The sequence below is a fragment of the Paraburkholderia sp. CI3 genome, assembly GCF_050436505.1.
Lineage (GTDB): Bacteria > Pseudomonadota > Gammaproteobacteria > Burkholderiales > Burkholderiaceae > Paraburkholderia > Paraburkholderia tuberum.
The window spans coordinates 2,335,054-2,355,335 of sequence record NZ_JBNDMI010000004.1 but is presented as its reverse complement, the minus strand read 5'-3'; the positions used below and the strand labels follow the sequence as shown (position 1 = coordinate 2,355,335).

Below are 20,282 nucleotides of genomic sequence, written 5' to 3'. Positions count from 1 at the left end.
ACACGGTTAGGAGCTTGCCGCGCGCGGCATCGCTAGAAGGAATACTCAGTGGCTGCCGCGCTTGCGCGGGTTTTTCCTGGGCTTCTCGCGCGCTTCCTCGATGGGCGCGGAAACCTTCGTAAAGCCCTGCGACGGGCCTTCGTACACCCATTCGAGCAGCGCGTCGTGCGCGGCGCGCGCCGCTTCCGAATGCGGATCGTTGATCAGGCTGACGACGACATAGCTGTTGCCGTCGGCCGACGCGACGTAGCCGGCGATCGCGCGCACGTCGCGCAGCGTGCCGGTCTTGATGTGTGCGTTGCCGCCCGCGCCCTGGCTAGTCAGGCGATTGCGCATCGTGCCGTCGACACCGGCGATCGGCAGCGAGTCGACGAACACCTGCGCGACTGGGCTCGCGTTCGCGCGTTGCAGGACATCGGCGAGCGCGAGCGCGGTGATGTGTTCGTCGCGCGACAGGCCCGAGCCGTTATCGAGCGACAGGTATTCGGTGTTCAGGCTGTCGCGCGTCAGGAAAGCTTCGACCGCGTGCGCGGCTTTCGCGGGCGTGGCGGGCGGCCTTTCCTCGGCGGCGCCGATTGTCAGGAACAGGTTGCGCGCCATCGTGTTGTTGCTGAACTTGTTGATGTCGCGAACGATGTCCGACAGCATCGGCCCCTCGTGCCTGGCGACGAGCTTCGCGCCGGGGGGCACCGCGCCTTCGCGGGTCGCGCCCGTGAATGTGCCGCCGGTTTGCTGCCACAGCGCGAGGAAGCCGCGCGCGAAGAACGTCGAGTGATCGAGCACGGCGACGTTGACCGTGCGCGCGTCGCAGCGCACCGGAAAGTCGCCGATGAACGACGCGACGAGAGTGCCGTCAGGCTCCGGCGTGACGGTCGGCGTCGGCAACTCGCCCCGGCATGGGCCGCTCGTCGCACGCAGCTGGTTGTCGATGCGCAGTTGCGCGAGCGCGGGCAGCACGTCGATCGCCACCGTGCCGTCGGGCGATGGCGTCAGCGTGAACGACAGCGATTTGAACGCGTACAGCAGCGGATCGGGGCCGACGTTGTACGGCGCGTTCACGTCGTCGTCGAACGCGGGCAGGTCGCGAGTCGACGGATCGAAGTAGCGCTTGTCGAGCACCAGCGCGCCGTCGATACCGTTGATGCCCGCCTTGTGAATCTTCTGCACGAGGTCGATCAGTTCTTCGGGCACGAGCTTCGGGTCGCCGGTCCCCTGGATGTACAGATTGCCGTGCAGCACGCCGCTCGCGTCGAGCGGGCCGTCCGCGTACGCGCTGGTGCGCCAGCGGTAACCGGGACCGAGGATCGACAGGCCTGAGTAGGTGGTGACGAGCTTCATGGTCGAGGCGGGCATCATCGGCTTGCCGGCGTTCAGCGCGAGGATCGGCGTGCGATCGCCGACCTTTTCGACGACCACGCTGATCGACGACAACGGCACGTGCGCGCGCTGCAGACCGACCATCACCGGCTGCGGCAGTACCGTCGTGACGTTGACGCTCGGATGCGTGGCCTTGACGCGTGCCTCCGCGGTCAGCGGCAGCAGCGTGCCTGCGCCGAGCGCGGCGGCGCAGAGCCAGACGGCTGCGCGCGGCACGACGCGGTTAGGCATGAAGGCTGCGCGATCGAACATACGGCGCGAGTGCAGCGCCATACGGCGTGCGACGGAAGACAGAAAAGCGTGCGTCATGAACGGGTGAACGGGCAAACGGACGAGCAGGATTTCAAGGTCGGCGTGCGAGGGACGATGGAACGGCAAGCTGGGCGCCTTGACGGCGCGGTAGCGCGCCGCGGTCTACCGGCCGTCGCGCGACGCAAAGCGCCCATTGTAGTGACATCCCGCGAGGCTGCGGTGAAAAAAGCGCCACACGCCGCACGGGTCGGAAGCGGGCGCTAGAATGCGGCATCATCGAATGTTTTGGAACGGACAACCATGCGCATCCTGCTAGTCGAAGATGACCGGATGATCGCCGAAGGCGTGCGCAAGGCGCTGCGCGGCGAAGGCTTCGCCGTCGATTGGGTCGAGGACGGCGAAGCGGCGCTGCGCGCGGCGGCGTCCCAGCCTTACGACCTCGCGTTGCTCGACCTCGGTCTGCCCAAGCGCGACGGTCTCGAGGTGCTGCGCGCACTGCGTGCGCGCGGCCATGCGCTGCCGGTGCTGATCGTCACCGCGCGCGACGCGGTCGCCGATCGTGTCAAGGGCCTCGACGCCGGCGCTGACGATTACCTTGTCAAACCTTTCGATCTCGACGAACTCGGTGCGCGGATGCGCGCGCTGATCCGGCGCCAGTCCGGCCGCAGCGATTCGACGATTCGCCACGGCAATTTGACCCTCGATCCCGCGTCGCACCAGGTGACGCTCGATGGCGCCCTGGTCGCGCTATCCGCGCGCGAATTCGCGCTGCTCGAGGCGCTGCTCGCGCGACCCGGCGCGGTGCTGTCCAAGAGCCAGCTAGAGGAAAAGATGTATGGCTGGGGCGAGGAGATCGGCAGCAATACCGTCGAGGTCTATATCCACGCGCTGCGCAAGAAGCTCGGCGCCGATCTGATCCGCAACGTCCGCGGGCTTGGCTACATGATCGCGAAGGACGCCTGAGCCGATGCGCTCGATTCGCCGACAACTGTTGTTCTGGCTGCTCGCGCTCGTGCTGCTCGGCGTCGGCATCGCGGGCTGGCTGATCTACCGGCAGGCACTCGCCGAAGCGAACGAGCTGTTCGACTACCAGCTCGAGCAGATCGCCGCGGCGCTGCCGGCGGAACCGTTCTCGCAGGTGCTCGGCCGCGATACCGGCGACGAGGGCATCGTGCTGCAGATCTGGAACCGCAACGGCATGCTGATGTATTACTCGCGGCCGCGTGCGCCGCTCGCGCCGCGCGCCGAACTCGGTTTTTCGACCGAGCGCACCGACCGCGGCGAATGGCGCGTATATGGCGCGATCGTCGGCGACAACGTCGTGCAGCTCGCGCAGCCGCTGTCGGTGCGCAACCGGCTCGCCGCCGATGTCGCGCTGCGCACGCTGTGGCCGCTGATCGTGCTGCTGCCGCTGCTCGGACTCGCGGTATGGGTGATCGTCGGTCGCGGGCTGCGGCCGCTGCGGCGCGTGACGAGCGCGCTCGACACCCGTCATCCCGAAGCGCTGGATCCATTGCCTGATCAGCGCCTGCCGCTCGAAGTGCGGCCGCTCGTGCGTGCGCTGAACGGGCTGCTGCAGCGGCTCGCGACCGCGCTCGATATCCAGAAGGCGTTCGTCGCCGATGCCGCGCACGAATTGCGCACGCCGCTTGCCGCGGTACAGATTCAGGCGCAACTGGTCGCGCGCGCGAAGGACGACACAGCCCGCAGCGAGGCGCTCGTCGATCTGCAGGCGGGTGTCACGCGCGCGACGCGCCTCGCCGAGCAACTGCTCGCGCTCGCGCGCGCCGAGCCGGACGGCGCCGCCGGCGCAGTGATGCTCGATCTGCGCGAGCTGCTGCAGGAGTGCGTCGCGACCTACGCGCCGCTCGCGATGAATCGCGGCGTCGACCTCGGCATCGAGGCGAGCGAGGCCGCCAGCGTGACCGGCGACGCCGAAGCGCTGCGCGTGATGTTCAACAACCTCGTCGACAACGCGACCAAGTACACGCCGCGTGGCGGCCGCGTCGACGTCAGCCTGCGTGTCGAGGACGGCCATCCGGTCGTGCGGATCGCCGATAGCGGCCCCGGTATCGATCCCGCCGATCGCGAGCGCGTGTTCGACCGGTTCTATCGCGCGGGAGCGGGCGCGAATCGCGCGCGCACCGACGTGGCGGGCAGCGGCCTCGGTCTTGCGATCGTGCGTCGGATTGCCACCCAACATCATGCGCAAGTGTCGCTCGATGACTCGCCGGCCGGTGGTTTGCAGGTCATCGTACGCTTCTGATCATGGTGATTTACAGTTCGGCCAACGCCGGCGTTCATGCTGGCGCGGCGGTCCGTAGCGGCCGGTCCGATAAGGTTCCCATGATCTGGCGCTGCTTAAGACTCTTTTAAGTGATGCCCCTTACGCTCCTCGACATCCAAAGTCACTTTGTCCAGTCAGGAGCTCATGATGAACGCGAAAACCTTGTCCCGCGGCGCCGTTGCGGTAGCTGTGGCCGCTGCGCTTTCAGCCGGCTATGTGGCGGGCCATCGCGACGTGCCAGCACCGCAGATCATCTCGCCGGCGCAAGCCGCCGCGATGATGCCAGCCGAAGCAGCCGCCAAAACCGGTATCCCCGATTTCTCCGGTCTCGTCGAAACCTACGGTCCGGCCGTCGTCAACATCAGCGCGAAGCACGTGGTCAAGCAAACCGCGATGCGTGGTAATGGCGGCAACCTCAACGGCAACCAGCTGCCGATCGATCCGAACGATCCGTTCTATCAGTTCTACAAGCGGTTCTTCGGCGGCGTGCCCGGCATGCAGGGCGGCGATGGCGGAGACGCGCCCGACCAGCCGAGCACGAGCCTCGGCTCGGGCTTCATCATCAGCAATGACGGCTACATTCTGACGAACGCGCACGTGGTCGATGGCGCGAACGTCGTCACCGTGAAGCTCACCGACAAGCGCGAGTTCAAGGCGAAGGTGGTCGGCGCCGACAAGCAGTCCGACGTCGCCGTGCTGAAGATCAACGCGAGCGATCTGCCGACGGTGAAGATTGGCGATCCGCGCCAAAGCAAGGTTGGTCAGTGGGTCGTCGCGATCGGCTCACCGTACGGCTTCGACAACACCGTGACCTCGGGCATCATCAGCGCGAAGTCGCGTTCGCTGCCCAATGAGAACTACACGCCGTTCATCCAGACCGATGTGCCGGTGAACCCTGGCAACTCGGGCGGTCCACTCTTTAATCTGCAAGGCGAAGTGATCGGCATCAACTCGATGATCTACTCGCAGACGGGCGGCTTCCAGGGCCTGTCGTTCGCGATCCCGATCAACGAGGCGATCAAGGTCAAAGACGATCTCGTCAAGACCGGTCACGTGAGCCGCGGCCGCCTCGGCGTCGCAGTACAGGGCTTGAACCAGACGCTCGCCGAGTCGTTCGGCATGCAGAAGCCGCAAGGCGCGCTGGTCAGCTCGGTCGACGCCAACGGGCCGGCGGCCAAGGCTGGCTTGCAGCCGGGCGACGTGATCCTGTCGGTGAATGGCGACGAAGTGAGCGATTCGACGGATCTGCCGGCGAAGATCGCAGGTCTCGCGCCGGGCAGCTCGGCGACGCTGAAAGTGTGGCGCGATAAGGCCAGCAAGGACGTGAAGGTGACGATCGGCTCGTTCTCGGACGCAAAGGTTGCGTCGGCGAACAAGACCGATCAGCAGGCCCAGTTGCAAGGCCGTCTCGGCGTCGCGGTGCGGCCGCTGACGCCGGAAGAGAAGAGCAGCGCGTCGGTGTCGCACGGTCTGCTCGTACAGCAGGCAGGCGGCGCGGCGGCGAGCGCCGGCATCCAGGCGGGCGACGTGATTCTCGCGGTCAATGGCCGTCCGGTCACGAACATCGATCAGCTGAAGCAGATGATTTCGGGCGCAGGCAACAGCATTGCGCTGCTGATCCAGCGGGATAACGCGCAGATTTTCGTGCCCGTGGATCTCGGCTGATCCAGTATCCGGGCGGTTCGAACGGATCGCCCACCCCGGTTTGAGCTGTAGTAGCGATTGCCGGTCCTTTGCATTTACTGCAAGGACCGGTTTTTTTTCGCCTGTCCGCACCGTGCTACGGCGAGCAGCGCGGGCAGGGCGAAACGCGCCACGCGGCTTGTTGTCACGGTCGCGCATGTCCAGTCGACGCAACCGGATGGTTGGCACGTAGGTTGCTTCGACCTTGATTTCGGCCTGTTCGGGGACTGGGCAGGGACTGCAACAAGGAGAGCGAACCGATGAAAACCCAACGCAATCAGCAAAGAATCGTAGCCGTCGCGCTGTGCGCGGCGCTCGCGCTCGGACTGGCGGGCGGTGCGTACGCGCAGCAGGCGGGCGTGACCGGTGGCTCGACGACCGACAACACCAGCGCGGGCAACACCAACGGCGGCGGCTTGCCGCAAGTCCAGCAGCAGGGCGACGTGTCGTACGTGTCGGGCGGCGTCGGCCTCGACGAATCGCGGGCGTTGCGACAAGCGCAAAGCCAGTGGCCACTGACGCTGCGCTTCACCGGACCCAACGCCGAGTTTCTCGCGGATGTGCACGTGCGTATCGTCGATGCCCATAACGGCGAAGTGCTGAACACGACGTCGCGCGGACCGTTCATGCTGGTGCGCTTGAGCCCCGGCCGCTATACGGTGCACGCGAAATACAACGACAGCGAGCAAACCCGCTCGGTTAGCGTGCCGGCGCACGGCAACGTCAAATCCGCGTTCATCTGGAACGCGAAGTAACGGGTCGATCGGTCCGCCGCCGCGCAGCAAGCTTGCGCAATCGGCCGAAGTTTGGCCGATAATGAAGCCACGGGCAGCTCCCGTGGCTTTGCCGTTCCGGCGGCAACAGCCGGTAGTGCAGCACCCACCCCATCACGGAGCCTGGACATGAGCGATGCGTCGACATCTGCGGGACGGCTGGACGGCCATACCATCGTGATCCGCGACAACGGTCACCGCGTGCGCGTGATTCACGGCGGCGTGACGATGGCCGACACCCAGGCCGCGCTGACGCTATCGGAGACCGGCCTCGCCGACGTGTTCTATTTCCCGCGCGAGCACGTGAACATGGCCCGGCTCGAACGCTCGACGCACACGTCGCATTGTCCGTTCAAGGGCGACGCGTCGTACTTCCATCTGCGCACCGAAGATGGCGTGATCGAGAACGCGGTGTGGTGCTACGAGGCGCCGTTCGAGCAGGTCAGTCGCATCAAGGGCTATCTCGCTTTTTACGCATCGCGCGTCGACCGCATCGATCAGACGTCCTGATTCCGCAGTCGGCGCGTTCATCGGGGAGGTTGTCATGGAACTGAACGACGCGTTACGGATTCCGCTGGCGCCGTCCGAGGTCTGGGACGCGTTGCAGGACCTCGCGCTGTTGCGTGCCAGCCTCGACAACTGCGAGTCGTTCGTGCGTCTCGCCCACGGCGAATACGCGCTGACGATGACCGTGCCGCTCGGCCCGTTGCGCGCGCATTATCAGGCGCGCGCGCACGTCGCCGGCCAGGATTCCGGCCCGGCGGACGCGCAGCGCCGCACCATCAACTTCAAGGCCCTGGCCGAGGGCATCGGCGCGTTGCGCGGTCAGATCGAAGTGCGTTTGCGCGCGGACGAGGGGCGGGAGCGCGGCACGCGCATCGACTACACACTGTGGGCGACGTCGTCGGGACCGCTCGCCGAACTGCCGACGCGCCAGCTCGAGAACGCCTTGCGTCAGATCGCCGACGATTTTTTCGCCGAGTTCGACGCCGTCGTGCGCGCCAAGCACGGCAAAGGGCCGAACCGCGCGCGTGGCACGGCGCCGCGTCGCCAGCACGTGTTTTTGCGGCCGATCACGCTCGGCGGCATCGCGCGGCGAGCGCGCAACGAGCACAGCCATGCGCTGTCGGGGCGCGCGGCGAGCGCGTCGCATAGCTGGTCGCATCACGAGCCCGGTCAGCATGTCGTGCCGTACTGGGCGTGGGCCGGGATGATCTTTCTGGTCGCACTATTGTTGTATGTCGCGCGCTGGTTCAGCGAGCATTGAGGCCGCGAGCCGCGCGCAGCCCCTGATGGAACGCGCGACAAACATCCCCGCGCGACTACGAAATCCCGGTGACCCACTACGAAATAGCGGTGCTCCCGTCGCCTTCATCTAATCCCCGCGAAACTCCCGCCGCCACGCGCTCGGCGACGTGCGAAACGCGTCCGCGAAATGCTGCCGCAGCGATGCGGCCGAGCCGAATCCGGCGCTCGCCGCGATCGTTTCGACCGACTCGTCGGTGCTTTCCAGCAGCTGTTGCGCACGCGCGAGCCGCTGCGCGAGCAGCCACGCGCCGACGGTGGTGCCGGTCGCGAGCCGGAAGCGCCGCGTGAAGGTGCGGCGGCTCATCAACGCGCGCGCGGCGAGCGTGTCGAGCGTATGCGGCGTGGCCAGGTTGCCGCTCACCCAGTCGAGCAGGCCGGACAGGCGATCGCCGCGCGGCTTCGGCGGCATCGGCTGCTGCACGTATTGCGCCTGGCCGCCCTGGCGATGCGGCGACACGACCAGCCGGCGCGCGAGGTGGTTCGCCACCCGCGCGCCGCAGATCTTGCGCAGCACATGCAGGCAGCAGTCGAGGCCGGCGGCGGTGCCGGCCGAGGTCAGAACGTTGCCGTCGTCGACGTACAGCACGTCGGCGTCGAGCCGCACGCGCGGGTAGCGGCGCGCGAAGTCGTCGGCCCAGGCCCAGTGCGTCGAAGCGGGCCGTGCATCGAGGATGCCCGCGGCGGCCAGCACGAAAGCGCCGAGGCACAGGCCGACGAGCAGCGCGCCGCGCGCATGCGCGGCCCTCAGCGCGTCGAGCAGCGCGGCGGGCGGGGTTTCGGCGGGATCGCGCCAGCTCGGCACGATGATCGTCTGCGCGTCGGCAAGCGCTTCGAGTCCGTGCGTGACCGCGATCGAAAAGCCCGCGGTCGTCGCCAGCGCGCCTGTCTCCGCGGCGCAGACGCGGAAGTCGAAGTCGGGAAAACCGCCGGCGCGACGGTCCTCGCCGAACACGACGCACGGCACCGACAGATGGAACGGGCTGATGCGGTCGAACGCGACGACGGCGACGACGTGGCGCGGCGCCTGATCGGAGACGTCGTCGGAAGATGCGAAGGTGGCCATGCCGGGCGCCTCATGAAAGCCATAAGTGTGTGTATATATGGCCCGATTCTAGCGAAGGTTGTCATTCGGGCCGCTGTCGACGGGCGGGCAGCGGAGCAACAATGCCGTCATTGCCGTTGCGCCGCGGCCACCGCGCTGGGCGCGCGCCATCGACCGCTTTTTCTGACAAGGAGCCTTGCCATGAGCACACCCGCGCCGCGCCGTGCGCTGATCGTCATCGACGTGCAGAACGAATACGTGAGCGGCGACCTGCCGATCGAATTTCCGGACGTGCGCACGTCGCTCGCCAACATCGGTCGCGCGATCGATGCAGCGCGCGCCGCCAGCGTGCCGGTCGTGGTCGTGCAGAACCTCGCGCCCGCCACCTCGCCGCTGTTCGCGCGCGGCAGCGCGGGCGCGGAACTGCACACGGTCGTGAGCTCGCGCGCTCATGATCATTTCGTCGAGAAGTCGCTGCCGAGCGCATTCGCCGGGACCGATCTGGCCGACTGGCTCGCCGCCCGGCAGATCGATACGCTGAGCGTCACCGGCTACATGACCCACAATTGCGATGCCTCGACGATCAACCACGCGGTGCATGCTGGCCTCGCCGTCGAGTTCCTGCACGACGCAACCGGCTCGGTGCCGTATGAAAACAGCGCGGGCTTCGCGAGCGCGGAGGAGATTCATCGCGTGTTCAGCGTGGTGCTGCAGTCGCGCTTCGCGGCGGTCGCGAGCACCGATCAATGGATCGCGGCGCTAAAGAGCGGCGCGCCGCTCGAGCGCGGCAACATCTATGCGTCGAATCAGGCGGCGCGAGCGCGCCGGGCGGTTGCCTGAACCGGGCGCAGGGGCGGCGGTCCGGTCCAAAAACAGAAACGGGCGGTTCACCGAACCGCCCGCTGTTCCAATCCGTCACCCTGGCGCGCCTTCTACGCCGCCTTCCTGCGCAACGCCGGACTCAGGCGCAAGGCGTCGAACATCGCTTCCACCATCTGCTGCGCTTGCGCGCCGAAGTCGGTCGCGTCGGGCAAAAACAGCATGTCGCGCAAAGAACCGCCGACGAACGCGTGGACCATCGCCGCGGCAAGCTTCGTGTCGAGGTCGGCGGGCATCTGGCCTTTGGAGATCGCATTGCGCAGACCGCCCTCGATCTTCGCGAGCCCCTCGCGCATATTGGTCTGATACCGTTCCATCACCGGCCCCATATCTTCGACCAGCTCGCACTTCAGAAACAGAATGTCGAACACGCGGCGGCGGCGCGGATCGTTGGCAGTGTCGCGCAGGCAGACCACGCAGACTTCAATCAGGCGCCCGAGCGGATCAGCTTCGTTGGGATCGAGCGACGCCGCCTTCAGTTCGTCGAGCGGCAGCAGCACGCGGTCGAACATTTCGGTGAACAGCTCGCTCTTATGCGCGAAATGCCAATAAATGGCGCCGCGCGTGACGCCCGCGGCCTGCGCGATATCGGCCAGCGACGTGCGCGATACACCCTTCTCGAAGAAGACCTGTTCGGCCGCGTCGAGAATCCGGTTGCGCGTCTCCAGCGCCTCTTCTTTGGTTCTTCTGACCATATTGGTGTAGCCTGCGCTGATCCTGGGGTTTATGCGGACAGTTTTAAGTCGGTCTGGTGACACTTTGACTGCTTCCGAAGCGAATTGCGACGCGAATCTGCGGTACCCCAGCCTCGGAAGATATGAATGCACTTTTACATGCATTCGTGAATGTATATATAATAGCACCCCACGATCGGATAGCCCAAGCCGTGACGAGCGGTTAATATCCGTCACTGTTGCCTTTCGAAAGCGCTTTCGCGGCCGCCAAACGGCGGCGCCGCGCGGCATTCCCCGGTATGGCGCATTCGTAGCAGGGTGCCCTGCAGGAGCAGGTTTGCATCCACGGGCTTCCGGTCGAGCGTCGCGAGACGCTTGTGTGCGCTGTCGTCCCCGGGGTAGGGAGGCGCGCACTTTTTCATTACTCAGTCTTTGACAGAGGTCGCTCCATGCGCGTCGAACGGGTTCCATTCCGCTTAATCAGTGCCGCGACGGCTGCCATCTTGCTGGCGGCGTGCGGACCAAAACAATCTGCCCCGCCGCCACAGACGCCCGAAGTCGGCGTCGTCACCCTCCAGCCGACGACCGTGCCCGTCGTCACTGAACTTCCCGGCCGTACCAGTGCCTTCCTCGTCGCGCAGGTGCGCGCGCGGGTCGACGGCATCGTGCTGCGCCGTGAGTTCACCGAGGGTAGTGAGGTCAAGGCCGGCCAGCGTCTGTACAAGATCGATCCGGCTCCGTACATCGCGTCGTTGAACAACGCGAAGGCATCGCTCGCGAAGGCGCAGGCGAACCTGGTGACGACCACCGCGCAGGCCAATCGCTACAAGGTGCTGGTCGCGGCGAACGCGGTCAGCAAGCAGGACTACGACAACGCGGTCGCCGCCGAAGGCCAGGCCGCCGCCGACGTCGCCGCGGGCAAGGCCGCGGTCGATACCGCGCAGATCAACCTCGGCTATACCGACGTGACCTCGCCCGTGACCGGCCGGATCGGCGTGTCGCAGGTCACGCCGGGCGCCTTCGTGCAGCAGAGCGCGGCCACGCTGATGGCCACGGTCCAGCAACTCGATCCGGTCTACGCCGACCTCACGCAATCGAGCCTCGAGGGTCTGAAGCTGCGCCGCGAGGTCCAGGAAGGGCGTCTCAAGACGACCGGTCCGGGCGCCGCGCAGGTCACGCTGGTGCTGGAAGACGGCCGCGTCTACTCCGAGAAGGGCAAGCTGCAGTTCACCGACGTGACCGTCGACCAGGGCACCGGCTCGGTCACGGTGCGCGCGATCTTCAAGAACCCGAACCACGTGCTGCTGCCGGGCATGTTCGTGCGCGCGAAGATCGACGAGGGCGTCAACCAGAACGCGCTGATCGTGCCGCAAGTCGGCGTCACGCACGACCAGAAGGGTCAGCCCACCGCGCTCGTCGTCGGCAACGACAACAAGGTCGAGCTGCGTCAGCTCGTCACCTCGGGCACCTTCGGCTCGTACTGGGTGGTCTCGGACGGCCTGAAGGCGGGTGACCGCGTGATCGTCCAGGGCACCGACAAGGCGCGTCCCGGCCAGCAGGTCAAGCCCGTGCCGGCGCAGCTGCCCGGCAACCCGGCTTCCGACGCCGCCGCAAACGGCGCCCAGACAGGTCAACCCGCGGCTCAGCCTGCCTCCGCCGCTTCGGGCGCGTAATAACAGGGAGCCCGCCTCATGGCAAAGTTCTTTATTGATCGCCCGATTTTTGCATGGGTGATCGCCATCATCCTGATGCTCGCGGGTCTCGCGTCGGTGTTCACGCTGCCGATCGCGCAATACCCGACCATCGCGCCGCCGTCCATCCAGATCAGCGCAACCTATCCGGGTGCTTCGGCGAAGACGGTGGAAAACACCGTTACGCAGGTGATCGAGCAGCAGATGAGTGGTCTGGACCACCTGCTGTACCTCGCGTCGACCTCGGACGACACGGGCACGGCCACCATCACGCTGACGTTCGCGGCCGGCACCAACCCTGACATCGCGCAGGTGCAGGTGCAAAACAAGCTGCAACTCGCCACGCCGCTGCTGCCGCAAGCGGTGCAGCAGCTCGGCACCAAGGTCACGAAGTCGAGCAGCAGCTTCCTGCTGGTGATGGCGTTCGTGTCGACCGACGGCAGCATGAACAAGTATGACCTCGCGAACTACGTCGCGTCGAACATTCAGGATCCGATCAGCCGTATCGACGGCGTGGGCACGGTGACGCTGTTCGGCACGCAGTACGCGATGCGCATCTGGCTCGACGCGAACAAGCTGAATAACTTCAGTCTGACGCCGCTCGATGTCGAAACCGCGCTGCAGGCGCAGAACGTGCAGGTCGCGGGCGGCTCGCTCGGCGGCACGCCGTCGGTGCCGGGCCAGGTGCTGCAGGCCACGATCACGCAGGCCACGCTGCTCAATACGCCCGAGCAGTTCGGCAACATCCTGCTGAAGGTGAACCAGGACGGCTCGCAGGTGCGTCTGCGCGACGTGTCGCGCGTCGAGCTCGGCGGCGAAAACTATAACTTCGACACCAAGTACAACGGTCAGCCGACGGCAGGCTTCGGCATCCAGCTCGCCACGGGCGCGAACGCGCTCGCCACCGCGAAGGCGGTGCGCACGAAGATCGCCGAACTGTCGAAGTACTTCCCGCACGGCCTAGTGGTGCAGTACCCGTACGACACGACGCCGTTCGTGCGCCTGTCGATCGAGGAAGTGGTCAAGACGCTGCTCGAAGGTATCGTGCTGGTGTTCCTCGTCATGTACCTGTTCCTGCAGAACCTGCGCGCCACGCTGATCCCGACGATCGCGGTGCCGGTGGTGCTGCTCGGTACGTTCGCGATCATGAGCGTGGTCGGTTTCTCGATCAACGTGCTGTCGATGTTCGGTCTCGTGCTCGCAATCGGCCTGCTGGTGGACGACGCGATCGTGGTGGTGGAAAACGTCGAGCGGGTGATGCAGGAGGAGGGCTTATCGCCTCGCGAGGCAACCCGCAAGGCGATGGACCAGATCACCGGCGCGCTCGTCGGCGTGGCGCTCGTGCTGTCGGCGGTGTTCGTGCCGGTGGCGTTCTCGGGCGGCTCGGTCGGCGCGATCTACCGGCAGTTCTCGCTGACGATCGTCGCGGCGATGGTGCTGTCCGTGCTCGTCGCGTTGATTCTGACGCCGGCGCTGTGCGCGACGATCCTGAAGCCGATTCCGAAGGGTCATCACGAAAAAGCCACCGGCTTCTTCGGCTGGTTCAACCGTACCTTCAACACGAGCCGCGACAAGTACCACTCCGGCGTGCACCACGTGATCAAGCGCTCGGGCCGCTGGCTCATCATCTACATGGTGGTGATCTTCGCGGTGGGGCTGCTGTTCGTGCGTCTGCCGAAGTCGTTCCTGCCTGACGAAGACCAGGGCACGATGTTCGTGCTGGTGCAAACGCCGTCGGGTTCCACGCAGGAAACCACCGCGCACGCGCTGAAGGACGTGTCGGACTACCTGCTGAACGAAGAAAAGGCGATCGTCGAATCGACCTTCACGGTGAACGGCTTCAGCTTCGCGGGTCGTGGCCAGAACGCGGGTCTCGTGTTCGTGCGGATGAAGGACTACGCGCAGCGCCAGCACGCGGACCAGAAGGTGCAAGCGCTGGTGGGCCGTCTCTACATGCACTTCAGCACCTACAAGAACGCGACGGTGTTCCCGGTCAATCCGCCGTCGATTCCTGAACTCGGCACCGCGGCGGGCTTCGACTTCCAGTTGCAGGACCGCGCGGGTATCGGTCACGCGAAGCTGATGGAAGCGCGCAACATGCTGCTCGGTCTGGCGGCGAAAGATCCGACGCTCGCGCAGGTGCGTCCGAACGGCCTGAACGATACCCCGCAGTTCAAGGTGAGCATCGACCACGAGAAGGCTTCGGCGCAGGGTGTTTCGCTCGCCTCGATCGACCAGACGTTCTCGATCGCGTGGGCCTCGGCGTATGTGAACAACTTCCTCGACACCGACGGCCGGATCAAGAAGGTCTACCTGCAGGGCGACGCGCCGTTCCGGATGAAACCGGAAGACGTGAATGCCTGGTTCGTGCGCAACGGCGCGGGCGCGATGGTGCCGTTCTCGGCCTTCGCGAGTACCGAGTGGACCTTCGGTTCGCCGAAGCTCGAGCGCTACAACGGTATTTCGTCGGTGGAAATCCAGGGTGCGGCCGGGCCGGGCAAGTCGACCGGTCAGGCGATGGCGGCGATGGAACGGATCGTCACCAAGCTGCCGGCGGGAGTCGGCTACGAGTGGACGGGTCTGTCGCTGCAAGAGCGTCAGTCGGGTTCGCAGGCGCCAATCCTGTACGGCATCTCGATTCTCGTCGTGTTCCTGTGTCTCGCGGCGCTGTATGAAAGCTGGTCGATCCCGTTCTCGGTGATCATGGTGGTGCCGCTCGGTGTGATCGGCGCACTGCTGGCCGCGACGCTGCGCGGGCTCGAGAACGACGTGTTCTTCCAGGTGGGTCTGCTGACCACCGTGGGTCTGTCGGCGAAGAACGCGATTCTGATCGTGGAATTCGCGCGAGAACTGCAGCAGAGTGGAGGCATGGGACCGATCGAAGCCGCGCTCGAAGCGGCGCGTCTGCGGTTGCGTCCAATCCTGATGACCTCGCTCGCGTTCATTCTCGGCGTGCTGCCGCTCGCGATCAGTAACGGCGCGGGGTCGGCCAGCCAGCACGCGATCGGTACCGGTGTGATCGGCGGCATGTTGACGGCGACCTTCCTCGCGATCTTCATGATCCCGATGTTCTTCGTCGTGATTCGCGCGAAGTTCGGCGGTGAGAAGGAAGACCCGGATGAGGCGCTGCGCCACTATGAACAGCACCATCCGCACGATCCGCAAGGCGGCGCGGCGGGTGGCACGACCGACGGGTCGGATGGCAATGGCTCGGGCAAGGATGGGCATTGAGATGCAAAAACACTCTTTGATTGCAGTGGCGGTCGCGCTGCTCGCCACGGGTTGCACGCTGGCGCCGCACTACCAGCGGCCCGCCGCGCCCGTGACGGCGACTTTCCCGACGGGCGGCGTGTACGACCAGCAGCCGGGCGCGCAGGGCGCGCGCGGCGCGAACGGCCTGGCTGCCGCCGACATCGGCTGGCGCGACTTCTTCGTCGATCCGCGTCTGCAGCAGCTGATCGAAATCGCGCTGAAGAACAACCGTGATCTGCGTGTGTCGGTGCTGAACATGCAGGCGTCGGCGGCGCAGTACCGTATCGTGCGCGCGGGCCTGTTCCCGACGCTCGACGCCGCGGCTTCGCAAAGCCGGCAGCGCACGCCGCGCGATCTGCTGGCGTCGCCCAACGGCCCGACGATTACCAACACGTATTCGGTGGGCTTGAACGCGTCGTGGGAAATCGACTTCTTCGGGCGCGTGCAGAGTCTGAAGGATCAGGCGTTGGCCACGTACCTCGGCACCGCGCAGGCGCGCAAGTCCGCGGAAATCGCGCTGGTGTCGCAGGTGGCGAACCAGTACATGACGGTGCTCGAACTGGACGATCTGCTGACGGTCACGCAGAACACGCTGAAGACGGCGCAGGAGTCGTTTCGGATCACCAAGCTGCAGTTCGACAACGGCACCGGTTCGGAACTCGATCTGCGCCAGTCGCAAACGGTTGTCGAAACCGCGAGCGCGGACCTGCAGGCGCAGATGCGTTTGCGGGCTCAGGCTGACAACGCGCTGGTGCTGCTGATCGGCGAGCCGTTGCCGGCTGATCTTGCGCCAGGCCTGCCGCTGAGCGACCAGAGCCTGCTCACGGATATTCCGGCGGGCCTGCCGTCCGATCTGCTGACGCGCCGTCCCGACATCATGGAGGCCGAGGAAAATCTGCTCGCGGCCAACGCGAACATCGGCGCGGCGCGCGCCGCGTTCTTCCCGAAGGTCACGCTGACCGGCAGCGCCGGCACGCTGAGCCCGACGCTCGGCGGGCTGTTCAAGCCGGGTTCGGCGGCGTGGAGCTTCGCGCCGTCGATCACGCTGCCGATCTTCGAGGGCGGTCAGAACATGGCCAACCTCGACCTCGCCAACATCGAGAAGAACGTGCAGATCGCCACGTATGAAAAAGCGATCCAGACGGCCTTCCGCGAAGTGGCGGATGGACTGGCCGCGCGCGGCACGTACGACGAGCAGATCGCGGCGCTCGAGCGGGATGTCGCGGCCGAGCAGCGCCGGCTGGATCTGTCGACCCTCCGTTATACGAGCGGTGTCGACAGCTATCTTTCGGTGCTGACCGCGCAGACCTCGTTGTACGAGGCTCAGCAGGCGCTGGTCACCGCGCGCATGGAACGTCTGCAGAACCTGGTCACGCTGTACCAGGCGCTCGGCGGCGGCTGGATCGAGCACAACGGCGACCAGCCGCGTCCGGCCGACGCGCCGGTCGACTACGGTGCGGCGAGCGCACCGGTCGCGGCTTCGGCGGCGACGGCAGGGTAAGCGCTTCGGCTCGATGAACCGCTGAAGTAAAGCAAAAACGCCACGGCATGCCGTGGCGTTTTTGTTGCTTCGCGGCGTTCGGTGCCGCTCGCCGCATCATCGCTGCATCAAAAGCTCAATGCAGATCCGCCGCCCGCAGCATCTCGTTGCTCTGCGGTGCGCCGCCCGCGCTGGCGTCGAGATCGTGCCCGGCGCGGCGAAGCTCGCTCTTCGCCATCTTCTCGCCCTTCACGCCGTTGAAGATCAGGTTCAGCGCGACCGCCGACACCGACGCGAGCAGAATCCCGCTGTGTAGCAGCGGCGACAACGCCGGCGGCAGTTGCGAGAAGAAGTGCGGCGAGACGACCGGCACGAGGCCGAGCCCGATGCTGACCGCGACGATGAAGAGGTTGTGCTGATTCCTCACGAAGTCGACGCGCGACAGCACCTTGATGCCGTTCGCCGCGACCATGCCGAACATCACGATGCCCGCGCCGCCGAGCACGAACGCCGGCACCGACGCGACCACCTGCGCCATCTTCGGGAAGAGGCCGAGCAGCACGAGGATCACGCCGCCCATCGCGCACACGAAGCGGCTCTTCACGCCGGTCACGCCGATCAACCCGACGTTCTGCGAGAACGACGTATGCGGGAACGAGTTGAAGATGCCGCCGATCAGCGTGCCGAGACCGTCGACGCGCAAGCCACGCACCAGCGTTTTCTGATCGACCGGACGATCGACCATGTCGCCGACCGCGAGAAACATGCCGGTCGATTCGATGAACGTGACGAACATCACGGTGACCATCGTCGCGATCGACAGCGGATCGAAGTGCGGCAGACCGAAGTGGAACGGCATCACGAAGCCGACCCACGGCGCGTGCATGACGCCGTCCAGGTTGACGCGGCCGAGCATCAGCGCGATCGCGAAGCCCGCGACGATGCCGAGCAGCACCGAGATATTGGCGACGAACCCCCTGGCAAACCTGTTGATCAGCAGGATCAGCGTCAGCACGAGCAGCGCCAGGCCGAGATATACCGGATTGCCGTAGTCGGGATTGCCGACACCGCCGGCCGCCCAGTTGATACCGACCTCCATCAGCGACAGGCCGATCACCGATATCACGACGCCGATCACGACCGGCGGGAAGAAGCGCAACAGCTTGCCGACCGCGGGCGCGAGCAGAATGCCGATCACGCCGGCCGCGATCGTCGAGCCGAAGATGTCGAGGATGCCGAGCGAAGGATTGGTGCCGATCGCGACCATCGGGCCGACGGCCGCGAACGTGCAGCCCATGATGACGGGCAGGCGGATGCCGAAGATCCACAGTCCGAGCGTCTGGATCAGGGTGGCGATGCCGCAGGAAAACAGATCGGCGCTGATCAGGAAGGCGACCTGGTCTTTCGGCAGCTTCAGCGCCGCGCCGATGATCAGCGGCACCGCGACCGCGCCAGCGTACATGACCAGCACGTGCTGGATGCCGAGAGTGAGCAACTGGCCCGCCGGTAGGCGCTCGTCGCACGGGTGAACCGTGTTCGCTTGCATATCGTCTGTCTCCACCATCTCGTTTTGGGATGACTCCAAGGTATCGGGGACGAAAAGTCGCAACAAGACCATACGTGGCTATTCCGGCATTCCCGGCGACGATATGCAGAGACCTGTTTTGAAAGGCAAATTAAAGCCACGCGTGGGACGGATCGGCCGTCGGACGCCAGAGAACCCTATGCAGTGGGGGCCGCAGGCGGTACATGGCGTGCGCGGCGCGGGTTCGTCGCGCGAGGGGATATGTGTGAGAATCAATGACGTGTATCACGCTTCACGCATAGTCCTGTTTTGATGACGCTCGCAGCACGGCGGGGTTAACCCGCGAATGGTTTTTTTTCGCGTGTTTTCCGAGCTGTTTGTTCAACGTTCGCGGCGTCTGTGCAGCTTCGCCTTTGAGCTTCGCTTTCCCACTTCGTCGCCAGTCTCGCTGGCTCTTTCTTCACCTCGTTTCAACGTCCCTGCGCTCATGAGTTTTCTCGGCATCGACCTCGGCACCGGATCCCTCAAAGCGGCAATCGTCGACGAACATGGACGCGAGCAGGCGGTATCGAGCGTCGCTTATGCGCTCGTTACGCCGCACGCGGGTTGGGCCGAAATCGACGTCGAGACCTGGTGGAACGCGCTCGTCCATGCGATGGCGGGCCTGCCGCGCGAGCTGCGTGACGGCGTGCGCGCGATTGGCTTCTCTGGCCAGATGCACGGCGTCGTGCTGCTCGATGCAAACGGCGCAGCGGTGCGGCGCGCCATGCTGTGGCCGGACTCGCGCGCGCTCGCCATGCTCGACGCGTGGCCCGAGCCGCAACCGAATCCGGTCGCGCCCGGCATGGCCGGACCGCTGCTGCGCTGGCTCGTGCTGCAAGAGCCGGAAGCTGCGCGCCGCACGCGCTGGGCGCTGCAGCCGAAGGACTGGCTGCGCGTCGCGCTCGGCGGCGCGTGCGTGACCGATGCGTCCGACGCGTGCGCGACCGCGCTCGCCGATCCCGCCGGCGCGTGGGACACGGCGCTTCTGCAACGCCTCGAGATTCCGCCCGAGTGGTTCGCGCCTGTGGCGCCGTCGTATGCGGCGGCGGGCGCGCTGTCGCCGCAGGCCGCGCAGGCACTTGGCTTACGGGCCGGTATCGTGCTCGCCACCGGCGCCGCGGATACGCCGTGCGCGGCGCTCGGCAGCGGACTCGTGCGTGACGGCGACGCGCTGCTGACGACCGGCACCGGCGGACAGATCGTCGTGCTCGCGAACGACGAGCCTGCGCCGCTGAAGGGCTTGCATCGCTATCGCGCGGCGAGCGATCACTGGTATCGGATGGCGGCGATGCAGAACGTCGGCATCGCGCTGGAGCGGGTGCGCGGGTGGCTGTCGTTTGGGTGGGCGGAGGCTTACCGAGAGGCATTTGACGATGCGGCTGATGCAAGCGCTCATGCCGCCGCTGAAGTGGCGTCGACGCTGAGCTTCCTGCCGTACCTGACCGGCGAGCGCACGCCGTGGCTGAACCCGCAGGCGCGCGGCGGCTGGCTCGGTTTGTCGCTCGAGCATACGCGCGGCGCGATGATGCGTGCCGCGTTCGAGGGCGTCGCGTTCTCATTGCGCGCGGGGCTCGACGCGATTCGCGCGAGCGGCGCGCCGGTGACGGCGCTCAAGCTCGCGGGCGGCGGCTCCGTCGACGCGCGCTGGCGACAACTGCTCGCCGATGCGCTCGACGTCGACCTGCATGCGGTCGATTGCCCGAACGCGGCGCCGCGCGGCGCGGCGATCCTCGGCGGTCTCGCGTGCGGCCACTGGCAGACGCGCGATCTCGCCGCGCTCGCGCCGGGCGCGACGCGCGTCGCGGGTCCACGAGGCGATGCGGCGCTTGCTGAACGCTATGCGCGCTTCGTCGATCTGTATGTCCGGGTCGAGCCGTGGTTCGGTGGTAGTGCGCCGTGCGAAGCGCAGTGACAGCGAGGGCGTTGAACACGGTGCCGAGCGCAGCCATCGGCGAGGCAGCCTTCACGCACTATGCAATACCATGACGCTTTTCGCGCGCCACGTAGTCGCCGGCAC

Annotated in this window: 15 protein-coding genes; 11 read left to right on the top strand and 4 right to left on the bottom strand. The window is 66.2% G+C overall.

The annotated features are described in order from the left end of the window. Positions 1 to 45: 45 nt before the first annotated feature. Positions 46 to 1,686, bottom strand: coding sequence for a D-alanyl-D-alanine carboxypeptidase/D-alanyl-D-alanine endopeptidase (gene dacB / locus OKW29_RS32250; protein WP_429294982.1), 1,641 nt, complete (start codon positions 1,684 to 1,686; stop codon positions 46 to 48). 243 nt (positions 1,687 to 1,929) lie between these two features. Here dacB and OKW29_RS32245 point away from each other — a divergent pair, with 243 nt between their 5' ends. From OKW29_RS32245 to OKW29_RS32220, 6 genes are all read left to right on the top strand, one after another. Further along, positions 1,930 to 2,592: a response regulator gene (locus OKW29_RS32245; protein WP_184066517.1), complete on the top strand. Its 663-nt coding sequence runs from the start codon at positions 1,930 to 1,932 to the stop codon at positions 2,590 to 2,592. A gap of 4 nt (positions 2,593 to 2,596) precedes the next feature. Beyond that, entirely contained in the window at positions 2,597 to 3,895 is a 1,299-nt protein-coding gene (locus tag OKW29_RS32240) for an ATP-binding protein (RefSeq protein WP_184066515.1), read from the top strand. Positions 3,896 to 4,063: 168 nt separating this feature from the next. After that, on the top strand, positions 4,064 to 5,581 hold the full coding sequence (locus tag OKW29_RS32235; protein ID WP_429294981.1) for a DegQ family serine endoprotease: 1,518 nt from the start codon (positions 4,064 to 4,066) through the stop codon (positions 5,579 to 5,581). 278 nt (positions 5,582 to 5,859) lie between these two features. Beyond that, entirely contained in the window at positions 5,860 to 6,354 is a 495-nt protein-coding gene (locus OKW29_RS32230; protein WP_184058311.1) for a carboxypeptidase regulatory-like domain-containing protein, read from the top strand. Between the two features lie 147 nt (positions 6,355 to 6,501). Further along, positions 6,502 to 6,882, top strand: a complete 381-nt coding sequence (locus OKW29_RS32225; protein WP_184023015.1) for a DUF427 domain-containing protein — start codon at positions 6,502 to 6,504, stop codon at positions 6,880 to 6,882. Positions 6,883 to 6,916: 34 nt separating this feature from the next. Beyond that, positions 6,917 to 7,639: a CoxG family protein gene (locus OKW29_RS32220; RefSeq protein ID WP_429293877.1), complete on the top strand. Its 723-nt coding sequence runs from the start codon at positions 6,917 to 6,919 to the stop codon at positions 7,637 to 7,639. Between the two features lie 108 nt (positions 7,640 to 7,747). Here OKW29_RS32220 and OKW29_RS32215 read toward each other — a convergent pair whose 3' ends face one another. After that, entirely contained in the window at positions 7,748 to 8,743 is a 996-nt protein-coding gene (locus OKW29_RS32215; RefSeq protein WP_429293876.1) for a helix-turn-helix domain-containing protein, read from the bottom strand. Between the two features lie 180 nt (positions 8,744 to 8,923). Here OKW29_RS32215 and OKW29_RS32210 point away from each other — a divergent pair, with 180 nt between their 5' ends. Next, positions 8,924 to 9,562, top strand: coding sequence for a cysteine hydrolase family protein (locus OKW29_RS32210; protein ID WP_184023017.1), 639 nt, complete (start codon positions 8,924 to 8,926; stop codon positions 9,560 to 9,562). A gap of 92 nt (positions 9,563 to 9,654) precedes the next feature. Here the strand turns inward: OKW29_RS32210 and OKW29_RS32205 are convergent, their stop codons facing one another. Next, on the bottom strand, positions 9,655 to 10,296 hold the full coding sequence (locus OKW29_RS32205) for a TetR family transcriptional regulator (protein ID WP_184023018.1): 642 nt from the start codon (positions 10,294 to 10,296) through the stop codon (positions 9,655 to 9,657). A 428-nt stretch (positions 10,297 to 10,724) separates the two neighbouring features. Here OKW29_RS32205 and OKW29_RS32200 point away from each other — a divergent pair, with 428 nt between their 5' ends. The 3 genes from OKW29_RS32200 to OKW29_RS32190 are packed head-to-tail and all read left to right on the top strand — an operon-like array spanning position 10,725 to position 16,719. After that, the gene (locus OKW29_RS32200) at positions 10,725 to 11,948 is read left to right on the top strand and encodes an efflux RND transporter periplasmic adaptor subunit (RefSeq protein WP_429293875.1); all 1,224 of its coding nucleotides are present in this window, start codon (positions 10,725 to 10,727) and stop codon (positions 11,946 to 11,948) included. Positions 11,949 to 11,966: 18 nt separating this feature from the next. Next, positions 11,967 to 15,197, top strand: a complete 3,231-nt coding sequence (locus tag OKW29_RS32195; RefSeq protein ID WP_429293874.1) for an efflux RND transporter permease subunit — start codon at positions 11,967 to 11,969, stop codon at positions 15,195 to 15,197. 1 nt (position 15,198) lies between these two features. Next, positions 15,199 to 16,719, top strand: a complete 1,521-nt coding sequence (locus OKW29_RS32190) for an efflux transporter outer membrane subunit (RefSeq protein WP_429293873.1) — start codon at positions 15,199 to 15,201, stop codon at positions 16,717 to 16,719. Between the two features lie 115 nt (positions 16,720 to 16,834). Here OKW29_RS32190 and OKW29_RS32185 read toward each other — a convergent pair whose 3' ends face one another. Continuing rightward, the gene (locus OKW29_RS32185; protein WP_184023022.1) at positions 16,835 to 18,244 is read right to left on the bottom strand and encodes a nucleobase:cation symporter-2 family protein; all 1,410 of its coding nucleotides are present in this window, start codon (positions 18,242 to 18,244) and stop codon (positions 16,835 to 16,837) included. Between the two features lie 466 nt (positions 18,245 to 18,710). Between OKW29_RS32185 and OKW29_RS32180 the strand changes: the two genes are divergently transcribed. After that, on the top strand, positions 18,711 to 20,177 hold the full coding sequence (locus OKW29_RS32180; RefSeq protein ID WP_429293872.1) for a xylulokinase: 1,467 nt from the start codon (positions 18,711 to 18,713) through the stop codon (positions 20,175 to 20,177). Positions 20,178 to 20,282 lie beyond the last annotated feature (105 nt).